Genomic DNA, 14,254 nt, shown 5'->3' with positions numbered 1-14,254 from the left:
GGACGACGACGGTCCCCGCGGGAGGACGGCCGGGGTGAGAAGACCGGTCCGCGTCCTCAGGCGACGTCCGAGGGATTCCGGGAGCCGCTCCAGAGGTTCCGTCGACGTCGCGAACTCCACTGTGGCCCACGTGTGTTAACCCGTCTTTGCCGGCTGATGACGGCTTGGACACCCTTGTCGACGAAGGCCCCCGACCGTGCGCGTCCATACCGGTCGGGGGCCTCGCGGGCTGCTGGGGGACCGCCGGGTCAGTGGCTGTCGCGGGCCAGGAAGGCCAGGAGGTCCTGCCGGCTGACGACCCCGGTGGGCTTGCCCTCGGTGAGGACCACGGCGGCGTCGGCGTCCTCCAGCACGGCCATCAGGTCCGGCAGCGGTTCCCCGGCGCCGACCTGCGGGAGGGCGCTGCTGAGGTGCTTGCCGAGGGGGTCCTCCAGGGAGGCGCGCTGGGTGAACAGGGCGTCCAGCAGCTCCCGTTCGACGACCGAGCCGACGATCTCGGCGGCCATCACGTCGGGGTGGCCGGCGCCGGGCTTGACCACGGGCATCTGGGAGACGCCGTACTCCCGCAGCACCTCGATGGCCTGGCCCACGGTCTCCTCGGGGTGCATGTGGACCAGCGAGGGGATGGCGCCCTCCTTGTCCTTCAGCACGTCGCCGACCCGCACCGTGGTGGGCTCGCCGTCGAGGAAGCCGTAGTCGTTCATCCACTCGTCGTTGAAGATCTTGCTGAGGTAGCCGCGCCCGGAGTCCGGCAGCAGCACCACGACCACGTCGTCGGGGCCCAGTTCGCGGGCCACCTCCAGGGCCGCGACCACGGCCATGCCGCAGGAGCCGCCCACCAACAGGCCCTCCTCGCGGGCCAGTCGGCGGGTCATCTGGAAGGAGTCCTTGTCGGACACGGCCACGACCCGGTCGGTCACCTCGGGGTCGTAGGCGGTGGGCCAGAAGTCCTCACCGACACCCTCGGTGAGGTAGGGGCGGCCAGATCCGCCGGAGTAGACGGAGCCCTCGGGGTCGGCGCCCACGACCTCGACCCGGCCCTCGGACGCCTCCTTGAGGTAGCGCCCGGTGCCGCTGATGGTGCCGCCGGTACCGATGCCGGTGACGAAGTGGGTGATCTTCCCCCCGGTCTGCTCCCACAGCTCCGGGCCGGTGGTCTCGTAGTGGGACCGGGGGTTGTTGGGGTTGCTGTACTGGTCCGGCTTCCAGGCTCCCGGGGTCTCGGTGACCAGCCGGTCGGAGACGTTGTAGTAGGAGTCGGGGTGGTCTGGGTCGACGGCGGTGGGGCACACCACGACCTCGGCGCCGTAGGCGCGCAGTACGTTGATCTTGTCCGTCGAGACCTTGTCGGGGCAGACGAACAGGCAGCGATAGCCCTTCTGTTGGGCGACGATGGCCAGCCCGACACCGGTGTTGCCGGAGGTCGGCTCGACGATGGTGCCACCGGGCTGGAGTGCGCCCGAGCGTTCGGCCTCCTCGATCATCCGCACGGCGATACGGTCCTTCACGGACCCGCCGGGGTTAAAGTACTCGACCTTGGCGAGAACGGTGGCCTGAATACCCTCCGTCACGCTGTTCAGCTTGAGCAGCGGGGTGTTGCCGACAAGCTCGATCATGGACTCGTGATACCGCACCTTGGTCTCCGCAGTCTGCGCATGGAACGGGGTAGCTTCGTCGCGTACCCCGTGACACCAGCCTATTGCCCCTCGGGGCCAGCGATCCCCCGGCTTTCCTCTGCGTGCAACACGCGCACACCGCAAGGGCGTTGCACCGGGCGCCCGGCGGGGCAACACAGTCATAGAGACAGTAGCCAGAACGACAGGTTCGGTTACCGTCCGCATTCACAGGGCGGGCGTGACAGACGGGCGTGGAGGCGAGAGGCAGGAGTATGAAGATGACCAGAGCGGCGAGCGCCAGAGTAGCGCGGCGGATCGCCACCGCCGCGGCCTACGGGGGCGGCGGTGTGGGGCTGTTGGGCGGGGCCCTGGTGGGGGTGCTGTTCACCGAGGCGCAGTTGGCCAAGCGTCGGGTGGGCGGCTCGGAGGAGGTACCGCCGAAGGCGGACGGGGTGTACGGCGCGCCCTTCGCGCTGGCCCACGGGCAGGAGCGGCGGGCGCTGCGGCTGGCGTTCCTGGGTGACTCCACGGCCGCCGGACAGGGGGTGCGGCGGGCCCGGCAGACCCCCGGGGCGCTGCTGGCCTCCGGGCTGGCGGCGGTGGCCGAGCGCCCGGTGGAGCTGCGGAACGTGGCCCTGTCCGGGGCCCAGTCCGACGACCTGGAGCGTCAGGTCACGGCGCTGTGCGGGGTGCGGGGTTACACCCCGGACGTGGTGGTGATCATGATCGGCGCCAACGACGTCACCAACCGGATGCCTCCGGCCCACTCGGTGCGGTACCTGTCGGAGGCGGTGACCCGGCTGCGGGCCACCGGGGCGGAGGTGGTCGTGGGCACCTGCCCCGACCTGGGCACCATCGAGCCGGTCGCTCAGCCGCTGCGCTGGATCGCGCGGCGGTTGAGCCGCCAGCTCGCGGCCGCGCAGACGATCGCGGTGGTCGAGGACGGCGGCCGTACGGTCTCGCTGGGCGACCTGTTGGGGCCGGAGTTCGCCGCCAATCCCCGGGAGCTGTTCGGCCCGGACCACTACCACCCCTCGGCCGAGGGGTACGCCACCGCGGCGATGGCGATCCTGCCGACGCTCTGCGCGTCGCTGGGGCTGTGGCCGACCGAGGACGAGCGGCCGGACGCGGCCCGGCGCGAGGGCATCCTGCCGGTGGCCCGCGCGGCGGCCGAGGCGGCGGCCGAGGGCGGCACCGAGGTCGCGGCGGTACGCGGCCCCTGGGCGCTGCTGAAGCACCGGCGCCGGCGCCGGCTGCCGGAGGCGGAGGAGCCGGTGCCGACCGGCACCCCGCAGGTGGCGGCCACCGCCGGGGAGGAGGCCGGGGCGGGCTGCGCCGAGGACGGGGCGTAGCCGGTGTAGGCGTGGAGCAGCGGGACGCCACAGGCGGCGCCCCGGCCCGGTACGGGTACGGGGCGCTGGTGTGCCGGGGGTGCCGGAGGGCGCGGGCAGCTCGTAGCGCCCCGGGGCGCCTCCCGGCACCTGGTACGCGCTCCGGCCGGCGCCCGCCCCGGGTGTCGGCCGGGACGGTTCGCGGGGAGGCGGGGTGGCGCGCCCGGGGTGTGCGCCCCGCTCCCGTGGGGTACGTGACGGGCGGGCACACCCCTGAGCGGGCGCTTAGAAAAGAGGTCGGTGTCACACCGTACAAAACGTGACCCGGGTCCTACAGAGCGGTAGCTTCCAGGAGTCCAGCCCCCTCCGCCCGCGCGGAGCCCCTCGACAGCCTGGTACTGGAGCCGTGTGATGCCCGAAGCAGTGATCGTCTCAGCAGCCCGTTCGCCGATCGGCCGCGCCTTCAAGGGCTCGCTGAAGGACGTACGGCCCGACGACCTCACCGCCGAGATCGTCCGTACCGCGCTGGACCGGGTGCCCGAGCTGGACCCCCGCGAGATCGACGACCTGATGCTGGGCTGCGGACTGCCCGGCGGCGAGCAGGGGCACAACCTGGCCCGGGTGGTGGCCGTACAGCTGGGCATGGACCACCTGCCGGGCGCCACCATCACCCGCTACTGCTCCTCCTCCCTCCAGACCTCCCGGATGGCGCTGCACGCCATCCGGGCCGGCGAGGGCGAGGTGTTCGTCTCGGCCGGCGTGGAGTGCGTCTCCCGCCAGGTCAACGGCACCTCGGACGGGATGCCCGGCACCCACAACCCGCTGTTCGCGGACGCCGAGGCCCGTACCGCGCGGCGCGCCGAGCACGGCGGCGAGGACTGGAACGACCCGCGCGAGCGGGAGCTGGTGCCGGACGTCTACATCGCCATGGGGCAGACGGCGGAGAACCTCGCCCGGCACAAGGGCATCACCCGGCAGGACATGGACGAGTTCGGCGTCCGTTCCCAGAACCTCGCCGAGAAGGCCATCGCCGACGGCTTCTGGGAGCGGGAGATCACCCCGATCACCACTCCCGACGGCACCGTGGTCAGCAAGGACGACGGCCCCCGCGCCGGGGTGACCCTGGAGGGGGTGTCCGGTCTGAAGCCGGCGTTCCGCCCGGACGGGCTGGTCACCGCCGGCAACTGCTGCCCGCTGAACGACGGCGCGGCGGCGCTGGTGATCATGTCCGACACCAAGGCCCGGGAGCTGGGGCTGACCCCGCTGGCCCGCATCGTCTCCACCGGACTGTCCGCGCTCTCCCCGGAGATCATGGGCTACGGCCCGGTGGACGCCTCCCGGCAGGCGCTGTCCCGGGCCGGGCTGACCATCGACGACATCGACCTGGTGGAGATCAACGAGGCGTTCGCCGCCCAGGTCATCCCCTCCTACCGCGACCTGGGCATCGACCTGGACAAGCTGAACGTCAACGGCGGGGCCATCGCGGTCGGGCACCCCTTCGGGATGACCGGCGCCCGCATCACCACCACGCTGATCAACTCCCTGCGCTGGCACGACAAGCAGTTCGGTCTGGAGACCATGTGCGTCGGCGGCGGACAGGGCATGGCCATGGTGATCGAGCGGCTCAGCTGAGGCGTCCGGCGCCGGCCCGGCCGCTTATCCGGGCCGGGAAGATCCAGAATTGGACGAATTTTCCACGTTTGTAGAAAGGCGTCGGGACGAAGCCGGCAAGGAATTGTTACCTGGCTCACTTTCGCTGCCCTTGACCTCGACCCCGAGGCCCCCAGGATGTGACATACACCCTGGGGGCTTTGCGTTTTCGCTGATCACAGCAGGGGCGTAAGGAATGCGGATCTTTTTCCCCTGTCCTATTCGTATTGATTTGCCCTATGGTCGAGTCGCCTTCCCAGTGAAGCTGAGGTAGGAATTCAGGGGAGCGAATCCGAACCAGGAGTACGCCAGTGAGCGCTATATCCCTCATCCTGCTCTCGGCGGCGGCAGCCGCCACTGCCCTGGGCGCCACCGCACTGCGCACCACCCGGGGACTGCACCGCGAGATCAGCGCCCTGCGCGCCGAGCTCGCCGACCAGCGCGCCCGCCAGGACACGGAACCCGCTCGCGCCCCGGAGGTGCCGGCCGCCCGGCACACCCCGGCGGAGGAGATACGCGCGGCGGTGGCCGAGGCCCTCGCCGACGAGCGGGAACGCGAGATCGCCGAGGCCCGCGCCTTCTGGGCCGCCCACGAGGCCCACGACCAGGGCGCCGAACTCGCCGGCTCCCCGCACCAGGACCCCGACCTGGCGCTGCTGGACGACCTCGCCCAGCACACCGGGGGCGACTGGGACCACTCCCTCCCCGACGGTGAGGACGAGCCGTTCCTGCCCCGGCAGAGCAACCTGGACGAGGGGCGCGAACCGGCCCTGGAGGCCTCCGCGCCCAACGACGCCCAGCACGGGGACAGCGACACCGAGTCCCCGGAGCTGTCCGCCGCCCGTCGCCGGCACCCCTCGCACCCCGACTTCAACCTGCGGGGCGAGCCGACGGTGCCCTCCCCGGCCCCGGCCAGCGCGCCCACCCTCGCCGACCACGAGCGGGCCATCGACCGGCTGGCCGAACTCGCCGAGCAGGCCGTGCCGTTGGCCGACGTGCGCCCCGGCCCGCTGGGCACCCTGGACATGTACGTCTTCGCCGACGGCACCACCCTGTGCGCCTCCCCCGGCCACCGGGAGACCGCCGAACTGCTGGCCGACGCCGTACGCTGCGGCACTCCCCCGGTACTGCTGGGCGGCTCCGGCTCCCCCGGCGCCTACTCGCTGACCTTCACCTACCAGGAGGGCCGGCGCGGTCAGGGACGGGAACGCAGCGTCTACGTACTGGCCGACCGGCTGATCGCCAGCATCTGACCCGGCTCGGGGCCAAGGCCCCGCCGGGGACCCGCCCGCACCGCGCGCCCGGCGTCCCGTGACCGCTCGCCCCGGCGGCCCGTACCCCGGCGAAGGTCACGCCCCGACCCGGCCACGGGTCCACGGGACACACAGCTCCCCGACCCCCAGGCACCCGGCCCTCGGGCACCGGCCGCACTCCGGCACCCACGACGAGGGCCATGACCAGGCCCCCACCGGACGGTCCCGGCCACCGACCACCTGGGGTGCCCCCTCCCCCGCGACGGTTCCCCACCCGGGAGCTGACCCACACCACACCAGTCCCCCGGCCCGGGTGCCGCGCCCTTGTCCGTACCGCACACAGTCCACCCCGCCCAACTGGGGGGGGACCACCGGCCACGGACCGGGCCCCGGCCCTCAGGGAGGGCCTCCCCGCGTCCCCGGTGGGCGGAGCGGTTGCCCTCGGGGTGGGGGTGGGCGCACCCGTCGGGCTTCCGTACACCGAGATCAACCGGCAGGGGCCGGGCCACCCCCCGGGGCCACGTCCAGAGGCACCCGCGGCCTCGAACGACGCGGGGCCCCCACACCCGCGACGGCCAGCCACGGCCCCTGCTACTCCGACGGCTGCCCGCCGGGCCCGGCCAGCACCGGCCGGTGGGCACCGTAGGAAGGTCGCGGCTCCCGAGGACGTACCTGTGGTGCCGGAAGGTCCCGCGACCCGCACCCGCCGCGCCCCGGGCGCGCGTACCCCGTCCCCGGAACGGTCCCGCGTGGGCCGACGTACACCGGGGTGGCTCAGTGGCAGTCCCGCCCGACCTCGGCGACCCTGCGCAGCGCCCAGGCCAACTGGTCCTCCGCTCGCGGAGGCGGGGCGTACCGGTCCAGGGCCGAGGCCAGCTCACCGGCGGCCACCGACAGCTGGTCGCCGACCGCGAAGGGTCCCGCGTCCGGCATGGTCAACGGCTCGCGCTCGGGCCACTCCAGCAGTTGGGCGCGGTCGGCCAACTCCCGTGCCAGCGCCAGCCCCTGGGCGGCGGCGCCCCGGCGCAGCCGGCTGTGCGGCATCGCCCGTAGCCGGTCCGCCAGCCGTTCGGCCGCCGTGGTCAGGGCGGTGGTCTCGATCATCGCGTCAGCCTACGCATCGGGGAGGGCCTGTTGCCATCGGCGCCCACCTGGGGCACCTTGGCGTCAAGGACTCCTTCAGTCGCGTCACCGGAGGCGCCGATGTCCCAAGTGTTCTCTCCCGAGACCCATCAGAACCTCCTCTCCCGCATTCCCCGCTGCACCGGCCGTGAGATCTCCGAGTGGCTTCGGACGGTGGACGACGGGCCGGCCTTCTTCCGCTTCGACGAGAAGGTGAACTGGCTCCGCGGCGAACACAACCTCTCCTACGGCCACGCCAAGGCCATCGTCCACGAACACGACCTGCGCCGCGCCGCGCGCAAGTTCTGAGGTCAACCACGACGGCCAGAGAACCCCCCGCACACGCACCAGGCGGGGCCCGGAAGGTGTTCCCACCTTCCGGGCCCCGCCTGTTCACCGTCTCGGGGTCACCCGGCGCTGTTCGACTCGGCCCGGCGAACCGCCCGGTCAACCGCCCGTGAGGGCCGCTCCCGGTCAGTCGCCGCCCTGGAGGATGGCGATCAGACGCAGGAACTCCAGGTAGATCCACACCAGGGTGACCGTCAGGCCGAAGGCGGCCATCCAGGACTCCTCGCGCGGGGCACCGTAGGCGATGCCGTCCTCGACCTGCTTGAAGTCCAGGGCGAGGAACATGGCACCGATGCAGATGCCGAGGACGCCCATCAGGATGCCCAGCCCACCGGTGCGCAGCCCCAGGCCGTCACCGCCGCCGAAGACGGCGAACAGCAGGTTGACGCCCATCAGCAGGATGAAGCCCAGCGCGGCGGCCATGGCGAAGCGCATGAAGCGCTGGTTGACCCGGATGATGCGGGTCTTGTACATCACCAGGACGGCCACGAACACCGCCATGGTCCCCAGCACCGCCTGCATCGCGGCGCCGTTGACCCACTGATTGACGAAGTTGCTGATCGCCCCGAGGAACAGGCCCTCGAAGGCGGCGTAGGCCAGGATCAGGGCCGGCGAGGGAGTTCGCTTGAAGGACTGCACCAGCGCCAGCACCATCGCCACCAGCGCGGCGCCGATGGCGACGGCCATCGGCAGGTTCATCAGCCAGGACACGGCGGCGGCGGCGACCACCGCGCCGAGGGTGATGCTGGTGCGCATCACCACGTCGTCCATGGTCATCACGCCGGTGGCCGGAGGGCCCATCGGCGGGGCGGGGTAGCCCGTCTGCGGGGCGTAGGGGTTGTTGGCGTACGGGTTGGCCGCTGGAGCCCCCGTACCGCCGGTGGCGAACGGGTTCCCGGCCTGCGGCTGCCCGCCGGCGAAGCCGGCGTTGCCGTTGCGGCTGAACCCCCGTCGCGAGAAGACCGGGTTGCTGCTCCTCATCTCACTCCTCCATGGCCGCCGGGCGCGGCCTCGCCTCAAGCGTAATGCGTAAGCAAAGTCCGCACGCTAGTGCATACGGAGAAACGTGGGAAGGCTCTCCCTGGTTCCGCGCCGGGGCGTACCGCGACCGATTCGATACGACCTCTTGACCACGGAGGCTCCCAGCGCCGTCCCCTCTCGGTGGGGGAGGTTGAGCGTAGGCCCGGCGGGTGTCGAAGGGAAGCCCGGGGAGGGGACCGCCCCGGGCGGGCAACTCGCCCCCGTCGGGGGCGGGCTGATGCCTCCTCGGCACCGTCGGAACGGCACGGGCCTCACCCCCGCACCAGAGACCGCCACCCCCGGCACCGTGAGGTGACCGGGGGCGGCGAGGGACGGGTGGCCGGGACTACCAGCGGCTGGTCTCGCCGAAGAAGTCCTCGATCTGCACGGCGTCACCGCTGTCCAGCGCGCTCTGGTAGACGAAGGCGCCGACCGCGAGGTCCAGCACTCCCAGGCCGAACGGCGAGAAGATCACCGGCTTGTCCGTGCCGGTGGTGATGTCGCCGCGGATGTGCTGGGCGAGGGTGCCGGTCACGAAGTCACGGTTGCCGTACTTCTGCTCCGCCAGGTGCGGGGAGGTGTTGGCCTTCATGCAGTGCTCGACGTCGTCCACGATGTTGTACGCGCCGTGGACGATCTCCGGCGCGATGTCCCGCAGGGAGATGTTGAGCACCACCTGGCCGGGGGCGAAGGCGTCCGGCTCGGTGACGTAGGGCTCACCGGCGACGGTCGCGAACACCACCACGTCCGCGCCGTCGATGGCCTCCTTGAGCCCGTCGACGGTGCGGGACTTCATCCCGAGTTCGGAGGTGGCGTGGGAGGCCAGCGCCTCCGCGTACTCCAACTTCAGGTCGTGTACGACCAGTTCGTCGACCTGCCACTCCTGGGAGTGGAAGAACTCCAGGATGTTGCGGGCGATGATGCCCGCGCCCACCACGGTGATCCGGCCGGCGCTGCGGCCCCCGGTGAGCTGCTCGGCGGCGAGCACCGCGGAGGCCGCGGTACGGGCCGCGCTGATCTGGGACGCCTCCAGCACCGCGAAGGGGTAGCCGGTGGCGTAGTCGTTCAGCAGCAGGGTGGCCGAGGCGCGGGGGATGCCCTGCTCGATGTTGGCCGGGAAGCTGCCGATCCACTTGATGCCGGCCACGTTGGTCTCGCCGCCCAGGTAGGCGGGGAGCGCGATGATGCGGGCGTCCGGCTTCTCGGGGAAGCGCAGGAAGTAGCTGTCGGGGTTGACGGAGTCGCCCGCCTCGTGCGTCAGGTAGGTCTCCCGTACCGCGTCCACGATCTGCGGGCGGTTGCGGGCGATGAGGTCACGGGCGGTCTTGCCGCCGATGACGCTGAACTCGAACACGTTGTCCTCTCAGGTCCTCGTGGTCCTACGTCAGTAGGAGTGGGGCAGGTCGTTGAACCGGGGGTCGGCGTGCTGCCGGGGCTGCTGCCCGGCCGGTCCGCCCTGCGGGGGCTGCTGGCCCCAGTTGCCGCCCTGCTGCGGGTGGCCCTGGGGGGCGCCGGGCTGCTGACCGTAACCGCCACCGGCGGGGGGCTGCTGCTGACCGTGGCCGGGCTGCGGGGCACTGCCCTGCGCGGCGCCCGCGTGGGCGAACTCCGGCTGCGGCTGGGGCGCGCCGGTGGGCGCGGAGGGGCGGTCGGGGCGCTGGTTGAACTTCTTGGGCACCCAGTTCGCCTCGCCCAGCAGGGCCATCACCGAGGGCAGCAGCACCGCGCGAACCACCGTGGCGTCCAGCAGTACGGCGACGGCCAGGCCGACGCCCAGCTGCTTGAAGTCCTGCATCCCCAGGGTGCCGAAGACCGCGAAGACGGCGACCATGATCAGGCCGGCGCTGGTGACCACACCGGCGGTGGCGCGGATACCGGTGGCGATCGCCTCCCGGGTGGGCTCCCCGCTGTCGTAGGCCTCGCGGATACGGGAGACGACGAAGACGTGGTAGTCCATCGACAGGCCGAACAGCACCACGAAGACGAACAGCGGCATCCACGACTCGATGGCGCCGACCGCCTCGGTGCCCACCAGTTCGTCGCCCCAGCCGTGCTGGAAGACGGCCACCATCACGCCGTAGGCGGCGCCGACGGACAGCAGGTTGAGCACGATGGAGGTCACCGCGATCACCGGCGAGCGGAAGCAGAACAGCATCAGCAGGAAGGTCACGCCGAGGACGAAGAGGAAGACCGGCAGGATGCTGTCGCCGAGCTGCTCGTTGTAGTCCTCGGAGAAGGCGAGTTCGCCACGGACCAGCGAGGTGGTGTCGGGCACCTTGCCCAGGGTGCTGGGGATCAGGTCCTCACGGAGGGTCTCCAGGGCCCGCTTCGAGGTGGAGTCGGTGCCGTTGCCGGCGAGGGGGACGCTCAGTTCGGCGATGTTCTCGTCCGGGTGCAGCTTGACGCCGATGGACTTGCCGGTCTCACCGGAGGAGAGAGCCTTCTTCTTGAAGTCGTCGATGGCCCGCTTCATGGCCGGGGAGCTGATGTCGCTGGACTCGACCACGACCTCCGCGGGTGCGGGGGCGCCGGGGAACTCCTTGCTGATGCGCTCGGCGACGTCCACCATCGGGTCGTCGGCGGGCAGCAGCTTGTCGACACCGAGCTTCTCGGTCTTCATGTCCATCGCGGGCGCGGCCAGCAGCATCAGCAGGGCGGCGCCGAGGGCGGCGAAGATGGCCGGACGGCGCATCACGCCGCGCAGCAGGGCGTTGTTCCGCCCGGGCTCGCGGCGGGCGGCGGCGGCCTCCCGGCGGCGGGTGACGAAGGGGATGCGGCCCTTGCCGACCTTGTCGCCCAGCATGGACATCATCGCCGGCAGTACGGTCATGGAACCGACCACGGAGATCAACACGACCTCGATGGTCGCCATGGCGAAGCCCTCGAAGACGGTCAGCCCGGACAGGAACATGCCGGCCATGGCGACGGCGACGGTCAGACCGGAGATCAGCACGGAGTGGCCGGAGGTGGCGGCGGCGATCTTCAGCGCGTCGGGGCCGGTCTTGCCGGCGGAGCGCTCCTCGCGCTCGCGGCGCAGGTAGAACAGGCAGTAGTCGACGCCGACGGCGAGCCCCATCAGGAACATCACCGAGTTGGTCATCCCGTCCACCGGGACGAGCTGGCTGCTGAGGGCCAGTAGGCCCATGGCGCCGACGCAGGCGGTGACCGCCAGCAGCACCGGCAGTACGGCGGCGACGAAGGCGCCGAAGACGACCAGCAGGATGCCCAGGGCAACCGGCAGGGCGGTGAGTTCGGCCTTGACGAAGTCCTCGCCGAGGCTGTCGTTGACGGCCTTGAAGCCGGTCGCGGAACCGAACTGACCGAGGGTCAGGTCCGTGGTGGAGTCCTCGACCTTCTGGACCGAGTCCATCAGCGGCTCGATACGGTCCGGGGCGGTCTCGCGGTCGCCCTTGACGTCGTACGAGATCAGAGCCGAGTGCTTGTCCTGTGACACCGCCCGGGTCTGGGCCGGGTCCGCGATGTTCTCCGCGAGCTTGGAGTCGCGGAGGGCGGTGATGGTGTCCTTGACGGCGGACTGGAACTTGGGGTCGTCCGCGGTCAGGTTGTCACTGTGCACCAGGATCAGTTCGTTGGCCGGCGGCGCGAGATCGGCGTCCTGGAGGATGCGCTCCGCGCGCCCGGAGTCGCCGGTGCCGTAGTCCGCTTCGGTCATGGTCTGCTGACCGATGCCGCCACCGATCACGGTCACCAGCACGACCAGGATCAACCAGCCGAACACGGCTGTCTTACGGTGCCTCACACTCCAATCACCAAGTGTGGCGGCGAAATTTCGTTGGCTTGCCATTACTCACTCCTGCGGTCTACGGCCAAGCCCCGTGGCCCGCGGAGCCCGGGGGTGCCTTGACGTTAGGACGCGGGCGAACGCGCCCGCCGCCTCGGGAGATTGCAGCAACCTGCATCGGCAGGGCTCTGCCAGGCAGAAACGGACATGTTGGACTCCGACCGGCGGCGGGCGCTGCTACATTCCCCGTCAGCCGACCGAACTCCCCCCAGCTCAGGGGCGATTCGGGATGTCACAACTGCGAGTTATTCGGGGGGAGGGGTCCGTGGAATTCGCTATTCAGGCCGCTGGCCTGGGAAAGCGGTATGGCGATCACCAGGCGCTTGCCGGGGTCAATCTTCAGGTTCGTACGGGTTCGGTGCTGGGGCTGCTCGGCCACAACGGTGCCGGTAAGACCACCACGGTGCGCCTGTTGGCCACACTGCTGGAACCGACCTCCGGCCACGCCATGGTCGCGGGGTACGACGTGGTGAAGCAGCCGCGTGAGGTGCGTTCCCGGATCGGCCTGGCCGGCCAGTACGCGGCGGTGGACGAGCTGTTGACCGGGCGGGAGAACCTGGCCCTGCTCGGCACCCTGCTGCGTCTGGGCCGCCGCGCGGCGCGTTCGCGCGCCGAGGAGCTGCTGGCCGCGTTCGACCTGGAGGAGGCGGCCGACCGCCCCGCCGGGACCTACTCGGGCGGTATGCGGCGCCGGCTGGACCTGGCCGCCTGCCTGATCGCCTCCCCCACGGTGCTGTTCCTGGACGAGCCCACCACCGGGCTGGACCCGGCGAGCCGTATGACGCTCTGGCAGATGGTCCGCGAACAGGTACGCCAGGGGGTCACGGTGCTGCTGACCACCCAGTACCTGGAGGAGGCGGACTTCCTCGCCGACCGCATCACCGTGTTCGACAAGGGGCAGGTGCGCGCCGAGGGCACCCCGGAGGAGCTGAAGCGTTCGGTGGGTGACGAGCGGCTGGAGGTCTCGGTCGCCACCCAGGACGACCTGGCGCGGGCCCTGTACGCGCTGGGCCCGGTCGCCCACGCCACCCCCCGCCCCAGCGAGGACCGGCACGCCCTGTCGGTCACCCTGACCGACCGGCTCGGCACCATCTCCGCGGTCGCGTCGACCCTGCGGACCTCGGGAGTGCAGGTGCTCGACTTCGCGCTCCAGAAGCCCTCGTTGGACGACGTGTTCTTCCACCTCACCCAGCAGTCGAACTCCACCCACCAGCAGCAGGCACCCCAACCCGAGGGTGTGCGGGCATGAGGCACGTGGAAGAGACCGACATTCCCCAAGGCAGGACGCGATGAGCAGCAACGCCCAGGTCATCACGGCACTCGACGACACAGCCGCCCTGATAGGCCGTCACCTGCGGCATCTGAAGAGAACGCCGGAAAAGATCATCGCGGTCTCGCTGACCCCGGTCGCCATGGTGGTCATCCTCGGCTACCTCATGGCCACCGTGCTGACCCTCAAGAGCGACGTGAAGTACCACGACTACGTGATGGCCGGGGTCTTCGCCCAGGTCGGCCTCACCTGTGTGGGCATCACCGCCCTCGGGGTCGCCTCCGACCTCAGCAAGGGCCTGATCGACCGGTTCCGTTCGATGCCGATGGCCCGCCCGGTGGTGCTGGTCAGCCACACCGCCGCCGACCTGGTACCCGCCATGATCAGCATGGTGGTGGTCACCGGTGTCGGCCTGCTGGTGGGCTGGCGGGTGGACACCGACGTGATGTCGCTGGTCGCGGGCTTCGGGCTGCTGCTCACCTTCTGCTACGCGATGCTCTGGCTGGGCGCGCTGCTGGGCATGGTGATGCGCAACATGGAGGCCATCAACGGGATCTCCGGCCTGGTGATCGTGATCTTCTCGTTCATGTCCAGCGCGTTCATGCCCCTGATGGGCCTGCCCACCTGGCTGCGCCTGGTCGGGGAGTGGAACCCGGTCAGTTCGGTCTCGGCCGCCTGCCGTGAACTGTGGGGCAACGCGCCGGCCAACGTGGACGGCAGTGTGGCCGTGCAGCACCCGGTGCTGGTGGCCTGGATCACGGTGCTGGGAATGATCGTGGTGCTGGTCCCGATCTGCTTCCGTACCTTCGCCAAGGCATCCGTGCGCTGAGCCATGTTCCCTC

11 protein-coding genes are annotated in these 14,254 nt (G+C 71.0%); 6 read left to right on the top strand and 5 right to left on the bottom strand.

Annotated elements, in window-relative coordinates:
- Positions 1-248 precede the first annotated feature (248 nt).
- On the bottom strand, positions 249-1,634 hold the full coding sequence (locus ABZT14_RS17125) for a cystathionine beta-synthase (RefSeq protein WP_356302884.1): 1,386 nt from the start codon (positions 1,632-1,634) through the stop codon (positions 249-251).
- Between the two features lie 254 nt (positions 1,635-1,888).
- Here ABZT14_RS17125 and ABZT14_RS17120 point away from each other — a divergent pair, with 254 nt between their 5' ends.
- The 3 genes from ABZT14_RS17120 to ABZT14_RS17110 all read left to right on the top strand — a co-directional run bounded on the left by ABZT14_RS17120 (position 1,889) and on the right by ABZT14_RS17110 (position 5,850).
- Positions 1,889-2,968, top strand: coding sequence for an SGNH/GDSL hydrolase family protein (locus tag ABZT14_RS17120; RefSeq protein ID WP_356302881.1), 1,080 nt, complete (start codon positions 1,889-1,891; stop codon positions 2,966-2,968).
- Positions 2,969-3,358: 390 nt separating this feature from the next.
- On the top strand, positions 3,359-4,579 hold the full coding sequence (locus ABZT14_RS17115) for an acetyl-CoA C-acetyltransferase (protein WP_356302879.1): 1,221 nt from the start codon (positions 3,359-3,361) through the stop codon (positions 4,577-4,579).
- 329 nt (positions 4,580-4,908) lie between these two features.
- A complete protein-coding gene (locus ABZT14_RS17110; RefSeq protein ID WP_356302876.1) occupies positions 4,909-5,850 on the top strand; it encodes a hypothetical protein in 942 nt (313 codons plus the stop codon).
- Positions 5,851-6,624: 774 nt separating this feature from the next.
- Here ABZT14_RS17110 and ABZT14_RS17105 read toward each other — a convergent pair.
- Positions 6,625-6,954, bottom strand: coding sequence for a hypothetical protein (locus ABZT14_RS17105; RefSeq protein WP_356302874.1), 330 nt, complete (start codon positions 6,952-6,954; stop codon positions 6,625-6,627).
- A 99-nt stretch (positions 6,955-7,053) separates the two neighbouring features.
- On the opposite strand from ABZT14_RS17105, the gene ABZT14_RS17100 reads away from it, so the two are divergent.
- The gene (locus ABZT14_RS17100; RefSeq protein ID WP_356302871.1) at positions 7,054-7,281 is read left to right on the top strand and encodes a DUF4287 domain-containing protein; all 228 of its coding nucleotides are present in this window, start codon (positions 7,054-7,056) and stop codon (positions 7,279-7,281) included.
- A gap of 165 nt (positions 7,282-7,446) precedes the next feature.
- Here the strand turns inward: ABZT14_RS17100 and ABZT14_RS17095 are convergent, their stop codons facing one another.
- The 3 genes from ABZT14_RS17095 to ABZT14_RS17085 form a co-directional block, all read right to left on the bottom strand.
- Entirely contained in the window at positions 7,447-8,301 is an 855-nt protein-coding gene (locus ABZT14_RS17095; protein WP_356302869.1) for a Bax inhibitor-1/YccA family protein, read from the bottom strand.
- A 385-nt stretch (positions 8,302-8,686) separates the two neighbouring features.
- Entirely contained in the window at positions 8,687-9,694 is a 1,008-nt protein-coding gene (gene sbnB, locus ABZT14_RS17090; protein ID WP_356302866.1) for a 2,3-diaminopropionate biosynthesis protein SbnB, read from the bottom strand.
- Positions 9,695-9,724: 30 nt separating this feature from the next.
- On the bottom strand, positions 9,725-12,100 hold the full coding sequence (locus ABZT14_RS17085; protein WP_356302863.1) for an MMPL family transporter: 2,376 nt from the start codon (positions 12,098-12,100) through the stop codon (positions 9,725-9,727).
- A 307-nt stretch (positions 12,101-12,407) separates the two neighbouring features.
- Here ABZT14_RS17085 and ABZT14_RS17080 point away from each other — a divergent pair, with 307 nt between their 5' ends.
- Positions 12,408-13,391: an ATP-binding cassette domain-containing protein gene (locus tag ABZT14_RS17080; RefSeq protein ID WP_356302860.1), complete on the top strand. Its 984-nt coding sequence runs from the start codon at positions 12,408-12,410 to the stop codon at positions 13,389-13,391.
- 40 nt (positions 13,392-13,431) lie between these two features.
- Complete coding sequence (locus ABZT14_RS17075) at positions 13,432-14,241, top strand: ABC transporter permease (RefSeq protein ID WP_356302856.1); 810 nt, start codon at positions 13,432-13,434, stop codon at positions 14,239-14,241.
- Positions 14,242-14,254: the final 13 nt, after the last annotated feature.

It is taken from the genome of Streptomyces sp. NPDC005438, assembly GCF_040606315.1.
Classification (GTDB): domain Bacteria; phylum Actinomycetota; class Actinomycetes; order Streptomycetales; family Streptomycetaceae; genus Streptomyces.
This window is presented reverse-complemented; position numbering and strand designations above follow the sequence as displayed.

What these genes read in the sequence shown, in the direction of transcription:
- ABZT14_RS17095 (WP_356302869.1), bottom strand. Translation starts at nt 8,301, where the DNA reads ATGAGGAGCAGCAACCCGGTCTTCTCGCGACGGGGGTTCAGCCGCAAC.
- ABZT14_RS17100 (WP_356302871.1), top strand. Translation starts at nt 7,054, where the DNA reads ATGTCCCAAGTGTTCTCTCCCGAGACCCATCAGAACCTCCTCTCCCGC.
- ABZT14_RS17105 (WP_356302874.1), bottom strand. Translation starts at nt 6,954, where the DNA reads ATGATCGAGACCACCGCCCTGACCACGGCGGCCGAACGGCTGGCGGAC.
- ABZT14_RS17075 (WP_356302856.1), top strand. Translation starts at nt 13,432, where the DNA reads ATGAGCAGCAACGCCCAGGTCATCACGGCACTCGACGACACAGCCGCC.
- ABZT14_RS17120 (WP_356302881.1), top strand. Translation starts at nt 1,889, where the DNA reads ATGAAGATGACCAGAGCGGCGAGCGCCAGAGTAGCGCGGCGGATCGCC.
- ABZT14_RS17115 (WP_356302879.1), top strand. Translation starts at nt 3,359, where the DNA reads ATGCCCGAAGCAGTGATCGTCTCAGCAGCCCGTTCGCCGATCGGCCGC.